Annotated in this window: 15 protein-coding genes; 9 read left to right on the top strand and 6 right to left on the bottom strand. The window is 69.4% G+C overall.

Annotated elements, in window-relative coordinates; translation table 11 throughout:
* Positions 1–107: 107 nt before the first annotated feature.
* Entirely contained in the window at positions 108–800 is a 693-nt protein-coding gene (locus GWK25_RS37840) for a response regulator transcription factor (RefSeq protein ID WP_215455974.1), read from the top strand.
* 28 nt (positions 801–828) lie between these two features.
* Here the strand turns inward: GWK25_RS37840 and GWK25_RS37835 are convergent, their stop codons facing one another.
* The 3 genes from GWK25_RS37835 to GWK25_RS37825 form a co-directional block, all read right to left on the bottom strand.
* The gene (locus GWK25_RS37835) at positions 829–2,013 is read right to left on the bottom strand and encodes a serine hydrolase (protein ID WP_215455973.1); all 1,185 of its coding nucleotides are present in this window, start codon (positions 2,011–2,013) and stop codon (positions 829–831) included.
* Between the two features lie 70 nt (positions 2,014–2,083).
* Complete coding sequence (locus GWK25_RS37830; RefSeq protein WP_215455972.1) at positions 2,084–2,284, bottom strand: DUF397 domain-containing protein; 201 nt, start codon at positions 2,282–2,284, stop codon at positions 2,084–2,086.
* 113 nt (positions 2,285–2,397) lie between these two features.
* Entirely contained in the window at positions 2,398–2,970 is a 573-nt protein-coding gene (locus tag GWK25_RS37825) for a hypothetical protein (RefSeq protein WP_215455971.1), read from the bottom strand.
* Between the two features lie 262 nt (positions 2,971–3,232).
* On the opposite strand from GWK25_RS37825, the gene GWK25_RS37820 reads away from it, so the two are divergent.
* Together GWK25_RS37820 and GWK25_RS37815 are read left to right on the top strand one after the other, a co-directional pair.
* Positions 3,233–3,880 (top strand): class I SAM-dependent methyltransferase, encoded by a 648-nt coding sequence (locus GWK25_RS37820; protein ID WP_215455970.1) that lies wholly within the window; start codon positions 3,233–3,235, stop codon positions 3,878–3,880.
* Positions 3,881–4,309: 429 nt separating this feature from the next.
* Positions 4,310–4,636 carry an excalibur calcium-binding domain-containing protein gene (locus tag GWK25_RS37815; protein WP_251829222.1) on the top strand — a complete coding sequence of 109 codons (327 nt, stop codon included), beginning with the start codon at positions 4,310–4,312 and terminating at the stop codon, positions 4,634–4,636.
* A gap of 36 nt (positions 4,637–4,672) precedes the next feature.
* Here GWK25_RS37815 and GWK25_RS37810 read toward each other — a convergent pair whose 3' ends face one another.
* From GWK25_RS37810 to GWK25_RS37800, 3 genes are read right to left on the bottom strand one after another with little or no spacing between them, the layout of a single operon-like run.
* Complete coding sequence (locus GWK25_RS37810) at positions 4,673–4,882, bottom strand: DUF397 domain-containing protein (RefSeq protein ID WP_215455968.1); 210 nt, start codon at positions 4,880–4,882, stop codon at positions 4,673–4,675.
* 8 nt (positions 4,883–4,890) lie between these two features.
* Positions 4,891–5,103 carry a DUF397 domain-containing protein gene (locus GWK25_RS37805; RefSeq protein WP_215455967.1) on the bottom strand — a complete coding sequence of 71 codons (213 nt, stop codon included), beginning with the start codon at positions 5,101–5,103 and terminating at the stop codon, positions 4,891–4,893.
* Between the two features lie 8 nt (positions 5,104–5,111).
* Positions 5,112–5,963 carry a helix-turn-helix transcriptional regulator gene (locus tag GWK25_RS37800; protein WP_215455966.1) on the bottom strand — a complete coding sequence of 284 codons (852 nt, stop codon included), beginning with the start codon at positions 5,961–5,963 and terminating at the stop codon, positions 5,112–5,114.
* Between the two features lie 226 nt (positions 5,964–6,189).
* On the opposite strand from GWK25_RS37800, the gene GWK25_RS37795 reads away from it, so the two are divergent.
* The 6 genes from GWK25_RS37795 to GWK25_RS37770 all read left to right on the top strand — a co-directional run bounded on the left by GWK25_RS37795 (position 6,190) and on the right by GWK25_RS37770 (position 14,086).
* A complete protein-coding gene (locus GWK25_RS37795; protein ID WP_215455965.1) occupies positions 6,190–6,600 on the top strand; it encodes an ATP-binding protein in 411 nt (136 codons plus the stop codon).
* Positions 6,601–6,632: 32 nt separating this feature from the next.
* Positions 6,633–7,523, top strand: a complete 891-nt coding sequence (locus GWK25_RS37790; protein WP_215455964.1) for a hypothetical protein — start codon at positions 6,633–6,635, stop codon at positions 7,521–7,523.
* A 597-nt stretch (positions 7,524–8,120) separates the two neighbouring features.
* Positions 8,121–8,657, top strand: a complete 537-nt coding sequence (locus GWK25_RS37785) for a GntR family transcriptional regulator (RefSeq protein ID WP_215455963.1) — start codon at positions 8,121–8,123, stop codon at positions 8,655–8,657.
* Positions 8,654–9,601 carry an ABC transporter ATP-binding protein gene (locus GWK25_RS37780; RefSeq protein WP_215455962.1) on the top strand — a complete coding sequence of 316 codons (948 nt, stop codon included), beginning with the start codon at positions 8,654–8,656 and terminating at the stop codon, positions 9,599–9,601. The genes GWK25_RS37785 and GWK25_RS37780 overlap by 4 nt, the downstream gene beginning before the upstream one ends.
* A complete protein-coding gene (locus GWK25_RS37775) occupies positions 9,598–10,608 on the top strand; it encodes an ABC transporter permease subunit (protein WP_215455961.1) in 1,011 nt (336 codons plus the stop codon). The genes GWK25_RS37780 and GWK25_RS37775 overlap by 4 nt, the downstream gene beginning before the upstream one ends.
* A gap of 94 nt (positions 10,609–10,702) precedes the next feature.
* Complete coding sequence (locus GWK25_RS37770) at positions 10,703–14,086, top strand: S8 family peptidase (RefSeq protein WP_215457871.1); 3,384 nt, start codon at positions 10,703–10,705, stop codon at positions 14,084–14,086.
* Positions 14,087–14,090: the final 4 nt, after the last annotated feature.

Below are 14,090 nucleotides of genomic sequence, written 5' to 3'. Positions count from 1 at the left end.
GGCGAGTCGACGGGAAGTCGGGGGGCTTCTGTCCGCGAGGTCCGGTGGGCGGCCATAGTGGGCAACCATCTGGGGGACTGTGGGGGACTGGGGGGTGGGGTGGCTCGATGGGAGTGCGGCTCATGGTGGTCGACGACCACCGACTGCTGGCCGAGGCGCTGGCCTCGGCCTTGAAGCTGCGGGGACACCGGGTGCTCGCGGCGGCGGCGCCCGCGGCGGGCGCGGCGGAACTGGTGATCACCAGGGCACCGGAGGTGTGCCTGCTCGGCACGGCGACACCCGCCGAGCCGGGGATGTTCGACCCGGTGGTGAAGATCAAGCGGGAACGCCCGCAGGTGGCGGTACTGGTCCTGGGCCCGGTACCCAACCCGCGCGGCATCGCGGCGGCGTTCGCCGCGGGAGCGTCCGGCTATGTCCGCCACGACGAACGGATCGAGGGCGTCGAGCGGGCCATCATGAAGGCCAGGGCGGGTGAGGCGGCGGTGGCGCCGCAGCTGTTGCAGAGCGCGTTCGGCGAGCTGCTGAACCCCGCCGCCCAGCCGGACGACGAGGGTCAGCGGCTGCTCCAGATGCTGACCCCGCGCGAGGTCGAGGTCCTGGTCCGCGTCGCGGACGGCGAGGACACCCGCCTGATCGCGGCGGGCATGGGCATCGCCCCGTCGACGGCCCGCACCCACGTGCAACGGGTTCTGATGAAGCTGGGGGTGGGCTCCCGCCTGGAGGCGGCGGCACTGGCGGCCCGGACGGGGTTGCTGGACCGGGCGGGGCCGGTGCGGCAGGGGCCGGTTCCGGAGGGGTAGAGGGGCCGCTACCCGCGTGGCCCGGTGGCTACTTCTTGGTCCGTCCACACAGGGCGTGGTCGATGAGGTCGGTGATGCCCTGGATCTGCCGCGCGGCGGTCTCTTCGTCGCCCGGCCGGCTGTGGACGGCGACGGTGACGGAGGTACGGCCGTCGGACGTCGTCCCCGGCCACGTCAAGGACCCGAAGTTGCTGCCGCTGTGGCCCCAGTAGCCGCCGCCGCACGTCAACGGGGTCCACGCCAGCCCGAGTCCGTAGCGTGACCCCGGCACCTCGCCGGGCGCGTCCGGCACGGCGACGGTACGGCGCATCTCGGCGAGCTGGGCGGGGGCGAGGAGCCTGCCGCCCAGCAGCGCGGAGAAGAAGCGGTTGGTGTCGGCGGCCGTACTGATGATCGACCCGTCGGCGTCCCCGTCGAAGGGGAGGTAGGCGAGGGTGGTGTCGGTCCACGGGGCGTCGTCCCCCGGCTCGAACTGCTGGTAGTTGCGGGCGTGGGGGCGGGGCAGCGTCGGGTCGACGCCCGGCGCGTAGGTGCGCGTGAGCCGCAGCGGCCGCAGGATCCGCTCGCGCACCTCTTCCTCCCACCCCCGCCCGGTGACCGCCTCGATCACCATCCCGGCGAGGATGTAGTTGGTGTTGGAGTACTCCCAGCGGGCCCCAGGCTCAAAAACGGGAGGATGCGTCATGGCGAAGGCGACGCGCTGTCGCGCGGTGTACGTGGTCGACCGGTGCTTCAGATACCCGGCGGCGCTCAGCTCGGGCACGACGTCGGCGATGTAGTCGGGCAGCCCGCTGGTGTGCTGCAGCAGCTGTCGCACGCTGATCCGGCCGCCGTCGTTCCCGTTGCCCTTCACCACCCCGGGCAGCCACCGCTCCACCCGGTCCTCCAGCGACAGCCGCCCCTCCCCGACGAGCTGCAGGAGGACGGTCGCGACGTAGGCCTTGGTGGTGCTGCCGATACGGATGTACCCGGCGGGGGGTACGGGCGCGCCGGTACGAAGATCCCCGACCCCACTGCGGGCGCCCCGCGTCCCCCGGGGTCCGTCCAGCCGCACGGCGACCCCGGTCACGCCGCTGTCGCGCAGGGCGTCGGCGTCGCGCTGGAGGGGGTCCGCCGCCGCGTGGGCGTGGGCGGGGACGATGGCGCCGAGAAGGGCGAGAGTGAGGGTGAGGGTGATGAGGGCGGTCGGGGTGGTGTGGGGGGTGGCGGTCATGGGGCCACGGTAAAAACGGGCGCCCCCACCAGCCATCCAGCCAACCCCCGCGTGTCGCCGGGGGCTTACCTCAGCTTGTCGTACGGAACCCGCCGGCCTTTATGTGCCCAAGGAGCCCGGCGAGGGGGGTGGGGGCGGTGCGGAGGTGGGTGGCTGGCGTGTCGGATTCACGCAGGCGTATGTCGCCGGGGGCTGCGCAGAGTTCGATGCAGGTATCGCCTTCGCCGCCGTCGGAGAAGGTCGACTTCTGCCAGCGCGGGGTGTACTCCATGGGGCGCCTCACAACTCCTTTCGCCGGGCTCCGCACAACAGCCGCATGATGAGCAGTGTTGCCACGTCCCCTTGCATATTCGCTTTGGCGGGGCCGAACTGCTCGTGAGAGCCTCAGTACCCCCGAGTTGTTACGTCGGTGATCTTCACAGACACCTTCGTGCTCGCCGAGGCAGTGCTGATCGAAGTCGGCCTGTAGCTGAGACTCGTCTGATCCGACAGCTCCGCCGTCTCGATGACCGGCCCGGACTCGTCACCGCGGATCTCGTAGGTGATCTCGTACACCGCGTCCGGGTCGAGATCCTCGATGCCGGTGTATGTCAGCTTCGGCTCGACCGTCACATTGCAGCCCGCCGACCCGAAGCAGTGCCGTGTTGTGGTGCGCAGCTTGATCGTGAAGCTGTCGGCGTCGACCTCCGCGTACGTCGGTTCAGGGTCCGGCTCCTGAACCGCCGTGGCCACGGAGTCGTCCTCAGCTGGGGCGCTCGACTCCGCGGTGGTGACGGCTGGCGGGCTGGCATCGTCGCGGGTCTGCACGACGACGACGCCGGTGGTGATGATCGTGGCGATGATGGCGACTGCGGCGCCGATGATGATCGCGTTGGTGTGGTTCTTCTTTGGTGGCTCTGCCGGACGCGGGAGTTGCGGTGGGAAGCCAGGCGCGGGTGGTGGCGTGGTGTTGCTCATGGTCCCCCCTGGACGTGTGTGGATAGTCGCATCATCGTTGGATGAGCACCGCTGTGTGGCGTATTGCTCGTGTTGTGACCCTCGGGTGTGACTGCCCGACAGCTGGCTGCCGCAAGGGAAAGGCTCCGATGCCCCCCGGAGTACGGCTGCCGCGCGACTTCCGGCTGAACGGCGGCGCGTCTTACGCGATTTGGGCAGCGACCTCGGCTGTCGCGTCACACCGGGCGCTGCTCGTGTCAGTGGCGGCCGCTACATTCCCGGAATGGTCGAACTGGACTCCCTTCCCGCCATCCGCGACGCATACGACGCCGTCGCAACGCGCTACGCACAGCACTTCGCCGATACCCTGCGCGACCGACCGCTGGAGCGTGCGCTGCTCGCCGCGTTCGCCGAGTCGGTGCGCGCTGATGGGCAAGGCGAGGTCGCAGATCTAGGCTGCGGACCGGGTCATATCACCGCTCATCTAGGACGGTTGGGACTGCGTGCCTTCGGTGTCGACGCGTCGCCCGCGATGATCGAGCTGGCACAGAAGGCCAACCCGGAGCTGCGGTTCGAGGTGGGCTCCATGGCAGCGCTGGACATCCTGGACGGCGCGCTGGGCGGGGTGCTTTCGCGATCCTCCATCATCCATGTCCCACCGAAGGACCTCCCGACCGTGGTCGCGGAGTTCGCCCGGGTCCTGGCCCCCGGCGGCCATCTGCTGATCAGCTGCTTCGCCACTGACAACTCCGCGATTCCCACCCAGTCCTTCGACCACTCGGTGATGACGGCCTATCGCTGGTCGCCCGACTGCCTGGCCGGGCTGTTGCACGATGCCGGCGTAAGCGAGATCGCCCGGGTGCTGTGCGAGCCGAAGCCCTCTGACAAGCGTCAGTTCCGGGAGTTGCAATTGCTGGCGGCCAAGAAGTAATTATCGACCTGCGCGACCGCCGGTTGGATGTGCAGGGGTGTCCCTCCGACTGAAATCGGCCTGGCCCAGGACCTCGTCTTAGAGTCTGGCCCGACTCTCGTCGCGGGTCGCGGTGGCCTTGGCGGCTCGGCGTCGGATGACCTCGGTCTCGATCACTCAGAGCGAACCGAAGGGATGCCCCGGATCAACCAGGCATGGGGCGGCTGCGCCCTGCCAGCATCCTCACGACCGGCTTCTGGCAGGCGGAAACGGTTCGTCGGTGGTGCACTGAAAGCAGGAGTCGTTTCGGAGGCGGTCATGTCCGGTGCAAATCGCTGGGGGGCTTCTGGAAGACAGAACCGGCCATCCTCTGGGGCTGGTACTTCGAGGGGTGGCTCGCGGAACAAGCGGGACAAAGGGCCGTGGTGGTTATGGCTGATCGTCGGTCTCATGGCGCTGATCACCATCGTGACCGCGACAGGGCAGTCTGAAGACAGCCCGAGTCCCGCGCCGACTGTCACGGTCACCGAGACGGGAACCTCAGAACCCGTACCGGGTGTTGTAACCGAAACGGTGACCGAGGAACCCGTGGACGAGCAGCTGGACAGCGAGGAAGGCACGGCTACGCAATCAGAGGCGGTGCAGCCGTCGGAGGACGTCTACTACGAGAACTGTGACGCGGCACGGGCCGCTGGGGCTGCACCTGTGTACGCCGGGGAGCCGGGGTATGGGCCCCACCTCGACCGTGATGGCGACGGAGTGGCGTGCGAGCCGTAGCGTCCGGGCGCGGAGTTGACCGAGGGACTTTGGTGATCACGGGCGACGCGGGGTGAACCTGCCGGAGGTTATCGCGCGGACGAGTTGTGCGATGGGCGCAGGGCTGCTGGCGAGGACGGTGGCTGGCGTTTCGGATTCGCGGAGGTGGAGAGCGGGAGCGCCGGCGGCCCAGGCGAGTTCGAGGCAGGTGTTGCCCTCGCCGCCGCCGGAGAAGGTGGACCTCTGCCAGTTCAGCGCTTGGGCCATGTGATGTCTCATGCTCCATCAGCGGGCGGTGGGGTGAGCCTGCCGGTGGTTATGGCGTGGAGGAGGTGGGAGAGGGGGGCGCGGGTGGTGGCGATGACGGTGGTGGGGGTGTCGGATTCGCGGAGGTGTATGTCGTCGGGGGCGGCGGAGAGTTCGACGCAGTCGTTGCCATCACCGAAGCCTGAGAACGACGACTTCTGCCAGTTGTCGCGGGTCGTCATGGGCTGCCTCACAGTTCCTTCATCAGTTTGTGGATGAAGTCACGCGAACGCTCGGGTTCCAGCGCTACGGCTTCTACTTTACGGAAAATCGTTCGAAGTGCGCCGAGTTGGGCTTCGGCGTCGATGAATGCGGTGCCGTGGGGGGTGTCACGTAAGGCCGTGTCCAGCTTGGGAACCGGTCCGCCCGCGTAGGTCATGCCGCTCGTTGCCCCGGCGAAACCGTCGAGGTCGAAGGGGATGACGCGAATGGTGATGTGGTCTGCCTCGGAGTGCTCCAGTACGCGCGTGAGCTGAGTGCGTGCGGCAGCCCGGTCTCCGACCCTGATGCGCAGCGCCGACTCGTGGATCACCGCCGTGTACGGAACGGGGTTGGGTCCTTCGATGGCGACCTTTCGGTCCATCCGGTGTCGTACGCGCAACTCAAGTTCGCTGTAGGGCAGTTCCGGAACCCGGTACGAGAAGATCGCGCGCGAGTACTCCTCGGTCTGGAGAAGGCCGGGGATATGGAGGAACTCGACGTTGTGCCGGTACGTGGCGTGGTGCTCCAGCTCGGCGAGGTCCAGGAACGCTGTGGCCAGCAGCCCACGGTACTTTTCCCACCAGCCCTGTGTCCTGTCGGTCGCCAACGCCACCAGCGCGTCGATCAACTCGTGGTCCGTGCAGGCGTAGTGGGCTGCAAGACGTCGTAGGCGCTCCTCGCTCACTCCCGCGATGCCGGACTCGATCTGGCTGATCTGGGCGGAGCTGGTTCCCAGCAGCGCGGCTGCCTGGGTGGCCTTCAGGCCTGCCGCGTCACGCATTCTGCGCAACTCGGTACCCAGTCGCACTTGTCGTGCGGTGGGGTTTCGCCTCGTCGCCATGTCCAGCTCCGTGGTTCAACTTGTCGTCCCGGGTGCCCCGTTCGGGGGCAAGGCTACGCGAACGGGTTGCTTGGTCATAAATTTTAGGCATACCGTCAGTCACGCGCTGCATACGCTGCGGTACCACCGGGCCCCGGAAGCGCACCACTCCGTCATGCCGTGACGGCTGAGGCAATGCCACCGACAGCCCGAACAACCCCCCACCCCCCCCGAACGGAGTTCACCCATGCCCGAAAAGGCAGCGGAACCCTGGGAGTACGTCCTCCACATCCCCCACGACCCCCGAGCCGTCACCGTCTCCCGCCGCACCCTCCGGCTGATCCTCACCGCGCACGGCCTGACCGCCCTCCTCGACCCCGCCGAACTCCTCGCCACCGAACTGATCGCCAACGCCGTACTCCACACCAAGGGCCCGGCGGCCCTGCGCGTCCGCTGGTCGAACGGAGCGCTCTGGATCGGAGCCTGGGATGCCGACCCCGAACCTCCGGAACCACCGTGCCACTTGGCCGAGCCCGACACGGAAACCGGCCGGGGTCTCGCCCTGGTCCGCGCGTGCACGGACATCTGGGGATGGCAGCCGTCGTCCCGGTTCGGCCACCCAGGCAAATACGTGTGGTGCGAACTGATGGCCGCCTAGCTCGTTGAGCATCCCGACAGAAAGGAGATCCGATGGTCAGCTCGCCGCACGAGGCGCTGCACCGCATCTTCCAGAAGGACCCCTCGCTGCTCACCCGCACCCTGCAACGCGTGTTGCACGTGCCCTTCCCCGAGCCGCGCGAGTTCGCTGCCATGAACGTCGACCTCACGGAGATCGAACCGGTCGAGCGGCGCGTGGACACGCTCTTACGGGCGGAGACCGACGAGGGGACGTATCTCCTGGTCGTCGAGTCCCAGGGAAAGAAGGACGAGGCGAAGCGGCGCAGTTGGCCGTACTACCTCAGCTACCTGTACGCGAAGTACCACTGCGACCCGGTGTTGATCGTGATCACTCAGAGCCGTGCCACGGCGCGCTGGGCGGCGCAGCCCATCCATCTCGGAGTGCGTGGACGTCCTTCTCTGACAGTACGGCCGCTCGTGCTGGGCCCGGACAACGTACCGGTCATCGCGGACGAGCGGGCGGCCGAGCGGGACGTATCTCTCGCGGTGCTCTCGGCGATGACGCATGGCAAGGGCCCCCAGGCTGCCGTCATACTGGAATCCCTGGTGGCCGCCCTGCATACCATCGACGCGGAGAGCGCCGCGGTCTTCGTGCAGTTCGTCGACTCGTGCCTGAAGGACCCCGAGGCACGGCAGATCTGGAGGGACCTCATGACGGATACGCAGTACTTCTGGCGACACCCGCTCGCTGAGCAGACGCGTGAGGAAGGCCGTGAGGAAGGCCGGGAGGAAGGCCGGATCCAGGCTCAGATCGAGATGATCTTCAAGACCCTCGAATGGCGCGGCATCCCGGTGCCGGACCAGGTCCGCGAACGAGTCGCCGACTGTCCTGACCGGGCCCAGCTCTTGATCTGGGCGGAACGAGCCCTTCGGGTGACTGCCGCCGAGGATCTGTTCGGCTGATCGGGTAGTGCGTATTGCGGCCGAGCGCCTGTGCGGGGCAGCGGTCCTTTGTCTCCGCCCTGCACAGTCCCGTTCCGGACGTGGGCGCTCCAGCGGCAGTGTCCGCCGCCGCGCTCTTCGAAGCGGCGGCGCCATCCTCGGGCTGAGTGAGGCCTTCGACGGCCCCCGGCGCGAGACGTGTCGTCAGAGACCCGTCGGTGACACCCGCCATGCACGTGGCCGCGGACGCGCACCGGTGGACGGGTCCGTCATCCCCCTTTGACCAGGACGTCAGCCGGCAGACGTAGCGGCCTTTCGGTAGGTCGTCGACGACGTCGGTCAGGTCTGATCCCGGGTTTCGCGTGGCCGTCGACGCTGTCAGCCGGGGAGCGGGTGTGCTGCCCGGACGGTTCGGCGCGCACCCAACGCCGCCTCGCGGACTTCGAACCGTCCCCACGAGTCATCGCAGCGGACCTTGCGAACATCCGCCGGTCTTCCTGGCGTTGACCCTCGCCGCGCGCAACGGCTTCCCTCGCACCCTCACCGGTGCCCCGACCTGTGGGCTTTGACAGGTTCGCGATCTGTGCTCCATCATCAATTCACTAGTCGACTAGTGAAATGGTGGTGAAGGGGTTGGAGTTCCGCATCGACAGGCGGAGCGGAGTCGCCGCCTATCAGCAGATCGTTCAGCAGACCAAGCAGGCGCTGCGGCTCGGCGTCCTCGGGCCCGGCGACCAGTTGCCCACCGCCAAGGCGGTCGCGCAGACCTCCGCGGTCAACCCCAACACCACGCTCAAGGCGTACCGCGAGCTGGAGCGGGAGGGGCTGGTCGAAGCGCGGCCGGGGCTGGGGACGTTCGTGAGTCAGACGCTGGCCCGTCCGCAGGCGCCGGTGGATTCGATGCTGCGCGGCGAGCTGGAGAGCTGGATGGACCGGGCCCGCGAGGCGGGTCTCGAGCAGGACGACGTGACCGCTCTGGTCACGTCGGTGATGGAGGAGCGGTACGCCGGGACCGGGCCTGCCGCCGAGCACGCGGGGTCAACGGGACCAGCAGGAACCACCACACCAGCAGGAACCACCACACCAGCAGGAACCACAGGAACCACAGGAACCACAGGAACCACAGGAACCACGGGGACAAGGGGACACGCATGACGAGTTACGAAACGGGCTACGGGGGCCCGGCCGAAACGTCCGCGATAGAAGCCCGCGGGGTGGGCCGGAAGTACCGCCGTGGCTGGGCGCTGCAGGACTGCTCCTTCCGGCTGCCGGCCGGGCGGATCTGCGGTCTGGTGGGTCCCAACGGGGCCGGCAAGACCACGCTGATGGCCATCGCCGCCAACCTGCTGGCGCCGACCACCGGCACCCTGCGCGTGTTCGGCGCGGCCCCGGAGTCGGCGGAGGCCACCCGGCGTACCGCGTTCCTCGCCCAGGAGAAGCCCCTGTTCCGGCGCTTCACCGTCGCCGAGACCCTGCGGATGGGGCGAGAGCTGAACCCCGGCTGGGACCAGCGGGCCGCCGAGGACATCGTCCGCGCGGGCAATGTGCCCCTCCACGCGAAGATCGGCACCCTCTCCGGCGGCCAGCGCACCCGGGTGGCCTTCGCCGTCTCCTTCGGCAAGCGTCCCGACCTGCTGCTCCTCGACGAGCCGATGTCCGACCTCGACCCGCTGGTGCGCCATGAGCTGATGGGCACCCTGCTGGCCGAGGCCGCCGAGCGCGGCACCACCGTGCTGATGTCCACCCACATGCTCGCCGAGCTGGAGAACACCTGCGACTACCTGCTGGTCATCGCGGGCGGTCGGCTGCGCCTGGCCGGTGAGGTCGACGAACTGCGCACCTCCCACGCCGTGCTGACCGGGGTCCACTCCGACGGGCGGACGCCCCCGGAGCTGGCGTACCACACCGTGGTCGAGACCCGCACCAGCGGACGGCAGTTCACCTCACTGATACGCCCCGACGGGCCGGTCGACGGCGGCCCCTGGGAGGCGAGCACCCCGAACCTGGAGGAGCTCCTGCTCGCCTATCTGCGCTCGCCCGAGGCCCCGCCGCTGATCAGTCCCAGTTCCTACGTCGCCCCGCAGGCGGTGGCGGCATGAGCACGATGACCAGCACCGGCAGCACCATCTCCGACTCCGCCCGCAGCGAGACCGGCCGCGGCCGCGGCCTCCGGCTCAGTGGCATGACCTGGCTCGTCTGGCGTCAGCACCGCGCCGCCTACTGGACGCTGCTGGCCGCCGCCGCGGTCACCGTCGCGGTGCTCGTCTACCAACGCCAGCAGATGATCACGTACCTCGACGGGTACGGCTATCCCCACCTCAAGTCCGGCTGGGAGGACAAGTTCGACCAGAAGCCGCTCAACGCGGCCGCCGGTCTGCTCGGGCTCCTGCCCGTCGTGATCGGCGTGCTCCTCGGTCCGCCCCTGCTCGCCGGCGACCTGGAGACCGGCACCGCCAAGCTGGTCAACGCGCAGTCCGTGAGCCGCGTCCGTTGGCTCGTCACCAAGCTCGGTGTGACCACGCTCGTGGTCGTGGTGTGCGCCACGGCCGTCTCCGCCGCGTTCACCTGGTGGTGGTCGCCGGTCAAGTCGACGTCGTACGTCCTGACCTGGGCCGAACCCGGCGCGTTCGACAACACCGGACCCGTGCCCGTGGCGCTCACCCTGCTCACGGTCGTCGGTGGCGTGGCCATCGGCATGCTGCTGCGCCGGACCCTGCTGGCCATGGTCGTCACCCTGGGCTTCGCCGTCGCGCTGCAGGTGGCGTGGTCGTACGTCAGGACGTCCCTCGGGAACGTCATCACGGTCACCAGCCACAACGGTGTGGGTGACAACAGCCGGCCGAACCTGCCCGACAACGCCTACGTCCTGGACGAGTTCTACCTCACGGCCTCCGGCGACCTCATCGGCTGGGGCAGCTGCGCCGAGGCCACGGAGAAGGCCCGCAACGCCTGCCTGGACGAGGCGCGGGTCGTCGGCTGGTCGTTCGACTACATCCCGTTCTCCCAGATGCCGGCCATGCAGTGGCTCGGCGCCTCGATCCTGCTGGCCCTGACCGCCGGCATCGCGACGTTCGTCATCCTCTGGGGTCGCAAGCGCCTCGTCTGACATCTGTCCGAGCGCCTCGTCCGACCCGATCCTCCTCGCACGTTCTCTCTCTGTACGCGGCCGAGCGGCCACAGTGTCGCTCGGCCGCGCCCTGATGCTGCCCCGATTCGGCGAGCAAATCGCCATGAACCATGTCGAAAGGCCTGAGTTGAAGTCGCACAAGCGCAGAAAACGAGTGGTCACCACCGTCCCGCTGGCGGCCGCTCTGGCGGCGGCGCTCGGCGCCGGGCTGCTGGTGAGCACGCCCGACAGCGCCGAGGCCGCCCCGTCGGAGTCCCCGGCCGGCGCCCCCGCGAGGACCGTCACCCTCGTCACCGGCGACAGAGTGACCCTCGACGCCGCGGGCAAGGTCACCGGCGTGGTGGCCGCCGAGGGCCGCGAGGGGATGGCCTTCCGCGTCCAGCAGGCCGAGGGCCACGCGTACGTCCTGCCGCGCGACGCCGAACCGCTGATCGCGAACGGGACCGCCGACCGGCGGCTGTTCGACGTGACGCGCCTGGTGAGTTCGCGCTACGACGACGCCCGCCGCTCCGACCTGCCGCTGATCGTCACCTACGACAGGGGCACGTCCCTGTCGGCGAGCACGTTCCGCAGCGCGGGTGCGAGCGTCCGGCGGGATCTGCCGAGCATCAACGGCGACGCCGTACGCGCCCGTAAGTCCGAGGGCTCCGACCTGTGGGAGACCCTCACCAGCGGCACCGGCTCCGCGAAGGTCAAGAAGATCTGGCTGGACGGCAAGGTCAGGGCGACCCTGGACAAGAGCGTGCCGCAGATCGGCGCGCCCGCGGCGCACACGGCGGGGTACGACGGCAAGGGTGTCGAGGTCGCCGTCCTCGACACCGGCATCGACGCCGGCCACCCGGACCTCAAGGACCGTATCGACGCGGTGAAGAACTTCTCCGCCGCCGCGGACACCGTCGACCGCGCGGGCCACGGCACCCACGTGGCCTCGACGATCATGGGCTCCGGGGCCGCGTCCCCCACGGGCGCGAAGTACGCGGGCGTCGCGCCCGGCGCCCGGCTCCTGGTCGGCAAGGTGCTCGACGACTCCGGCCAGGGCGACGACTCCAGCGTCATCGCCGGCATGCAGTGGGCCGTGGCACAGGGCGCCAAGGTCGTCAACATGAGCCTGGGCGGCACCGACACCCTCGGCATCGACCCCGTCGAGCAGGCCGTCAACGACCTGTCGGCCGCTTCCGGAGCCCTGTTCGTCATAGCCGCCGGAAACGAGGGACCGGCCGAAGGCACCATCGGCACCCCCGGCAGCGCCGCCGCCGCGCTCACCGTCGGCGCGGTCGACCGCCGGGACGCCATCGCCGAGTTCTCCAGCCGCGGCCCCACGGCCGACGGCTTCCTCAAGCCCGATGTCACCGCGCCGGGCGTGGACATCGTCGCCGCCAAGGCCGCCGAAGGCGACATGGGCGACCCCGCCGCCGACGGCTATGTCTCCATGAGCGGTACGTCGATGGCGACCCCGCACGTGGCGGGCGCGGCGGCGATCCTGGCGCAGGAACACCCGGACTGGACCGGCCCGCAGCTCAAGGCGGCCCTCACCGCCTCCGCGAAGCCGGCCCCCGCCACCTCCGCGTACACCCAGGGCACCGGCCGGGTGGACGTCGCCAGGGCGATCACCCAGCAGCTCACCAGCAGTCCGACCTCGCTCGGCTTCGGGACACAGGCGTACCCCCACACCGACGACCGGCCGATCACCAAGGACGTCACCTACCGCAACGCGGGCACCGAGCCGGTCACGCTCGACCTGGCCACCGAGGCCTACGGCAACGACGGAAAGCCGGCCGCCGAGGGCCTGTTCGCCGTCTCGCCGCGGCGGCTCACCGTCCCGGCGGGCGGTGAGGCGAGCGCCACCGTGACCACCGACACCCGGGTGGGAACTGCCGACGGCAGCTTCGGCGGCTCGCTGACCGCCACCACCGCCGACGGCACGACGACCGCGCGCACCTCCCTGGGCGTGGTCCGCGAGGTCGAGTCGTACGACCTGACCATCAAGCACCTCGACCTCAAGGGCAAGGCCCTCGGCGACGCTTCGACGAGTATCTACGGCCTGGACAACGACATCTGGACGGAAGCCTCCGACGAGAAGGACGGCGAGGTCACCATCCGTCTGCCGAAGGGGCGTTACGCCCTGGAAGGCGTGCTCCGCACCGTCAGCACCGGAGGGTCCGTGCTGCTGCACCCGAAGTTCGCGCTGACCAAGGACACGACCCTGGTCATGGACGCACGCAAGACGAAGCCCGTCAAGATCACCGTGCCGGACGGTGCGGCCAGGCCCACGGGCGCGATGTTCTTCTTCCACGTCGACGTCAACAACAGGCCGTACACCTCCGTGTACGACGTCCCTTCCTTCGGCAGCATCCGCGTCGGACAGCTCGGCGCCCCGGCGCCGGCCGCCGAGGTGTCCGCGATGTACCACGGCATCTGGACCCACAAGGCCGTCAACTACCGGCTGGCCTGGAACCGTACGGGTGACCTGTCCGGCTTCACCGAGAACGTCGAGCGCGGCCGGCTCGCCAAGGTCAAGGTCGTCGTCGGTGCGCCCGTCAAGGGCAGGACCACGACCATCGCCGCCGCACCGCTGATGTACGGCGGCTTCTACAACCAGCACACGACCGAGGGCCGTCTGCCGCTGACCGGCACCGACTATGTGCTGCCCAACGGGATCAAGTGGTTCTACCAGGCCAGCCAGTTCGGCGCCCCCGACGCCGAGGGCGAGCCGACGTGGGAGAGCACGCAGGCCGCCATCCCCAGGAGCTTCGCGGCGGGCAGGGTCCACACCCAGCGGTTCAACGTCGGCGTCTTCGGCCCAGCCCTCCCCTCGGGCTCCCTCTCGGCCGTCGTCGACCGGCCCGAAGCGGTACGCGTCGGCGACACCTTCACGGCGTACCTACCGCTGTTCTCCGACGGCGCGGGCAACCTGGGGACCACCGACCACACCAAGGCCAGGAGCTCGCTCCACGCCGACGGCAAGAAGATCTTCGCCGTGAGCGCCCCGCTCGACGGCGACTCGTACACGGTTCCCGCGGGCAAGCGCACCTACAAGCTCGCCGTGGACGTCTCCCGCGACCCGGCACGGTTCGCGGTCAGCACCCGTACGACCGCCACCTGGACCTTCACCTCGGCCCACGTCCCCGGCGACACCCCCGAGCGGCTCCCGCTGACCGTCGTCCGCTTCACGCCCAGCCTGTCGACGGCCAGTACCGCCAAGGCCGGTACGACCCTCACCGTGCCCTTCAGCCTCCAGGGCGCGGCCACCCGGGCCGCCACGCTGCGCAAGCTGGCCTTCACCGTCTCCTACGACGACGGCAGGACCTGGAAGAAGACCACCGCCGTGAACGGCAAGCTGCTCAAGCTGCGCAGCCCTGCCAAGCCTGGCCCCGTCTCCCTTCGGGTCGCCCTCACCGACGCCGACGGCAACACCCTGACCCAGACCATCCACCGCGCCTACCGCACCACCAAGTAGACGA

Origin of the sequence: Streptomyces sp. ATCC 21386 (assembly GCF_018728545.1) — a bacterium.
Classification (GTDB): Bacteria; Actinomycetota; Actinomycetes; order Streptomycetales; family Streptomycetaceae; genus Streptomyces.
The sequence above is the reverse complement of the archived record's forward strand: the minus strand, read 5'-3'. Positions and strand labels throughout refer to the sequence as shown.

Bases quoted from the DNA above. Each gene is read 5' to 3' on its own strand.
- GWK25_RS37840 (WP_215455974.1), top strand. From the start codon at position 108: ATGGGAGTGCGGCTCATGGTGGTCGACGACCACCGACTGCTGGCCGAG.
- GWK25_RS37835 (WP_215455973.1), bottom strand. From the start codon at position 2,013: ATGACCGCCACCCCCCACACCACCCCGACCGCCCTCATCACCCTCACC.
- GWK25_RS37830 (WP_215455972.1), bottom strand. From the start codon at position 2,284: ATGGAGTACACCCCGCGCTGGCAGAAGTCGACCTTCTCCGACGGCGGC.
- GWK25_RS37825 (WP_215455971.1), bottom strand. From the start codon at position 2,970: ATGAGCAACACCACGCCACCACCCGCGCCTGGCTTCCCACCGCAACTC.
- GWK25_RS37820 (WP_215455970.1), top strand. From the start codon at position 3,233: ATGGTCGAACTGGACTCCCTTCCCGCCATCCGCGACGCATACGACGCC.
- GWK25_RS37815 (WP_251829222.1), top strand. From the start codon at position 4,310: ATGGCGCTGATCACCATCGTGACCGCGACAGGGCAGTCTGAAGACAGC.
- GWK25_RS37810 (WP_215455968.1), bottom strand. From the start codon at position 4,882: ATGGCCCAAGCGCTGAACTGGCAGAGGTCCACCTTCTCCGGCGGCGGC.
- GWK25_RS37805 (WP_215455967.1), bottom strand. From the start codon at position 5,103: ATGACGACCCGCGACAACTGGCAGAAGTCGTCGTTCTCAGGCTTCGGT.
- GWK25_RS37800 (WP_215455966.1), bottom strand. From the start codon at position 5,963: ATGGCGACGAGGCGAAACCCCACCGCACGACAAGTGCGACTGGGTACC.
- GWK25_RS37795 (WP_215455965.1), top strand. From the start codon at position 6,190: ATGCCCGAAAAGGCAGCGGAACCCTGGGAGTACGTCCTCCACATCCCC.
- GWK25_RS37790 (WP_215455964.1), top strand. From the start codon at position 6,633: ATGGTCAGCTCGCCGCACGAGGCGCTGCACCGCATCTTCCAGAAGGAC.
- GWK25_RS37785 (WP_215455963.1), top strand. From the start codon at position 8,121: ATGGTGGTGAAGGGGTTGGAGTTCCGCATCGACAGGCGGAGCGGAGTC.
- GWK25_RS37780 (WP_215455962.1), top strand. From the start codon at position 8,654: ATGACGAGTTACGAAACGGGCTACGGGGGCCCGGCCGAAACGTCCGCG.
- GWK25_RS37775 (WP_215455961.1), top strand. From the start codon at position 9,598: ATGAGCACGATGACCAGCACCGGCAGCACCATCTCCGACTCCGCCCGC.
- GWK25_RS37770 (WP_215457871.1), top strand. From the start codon at position 10,703: ATGCTGCCCCGATTCGGCGAGCAAATCGCCATGAACCATGTCGAAAGG.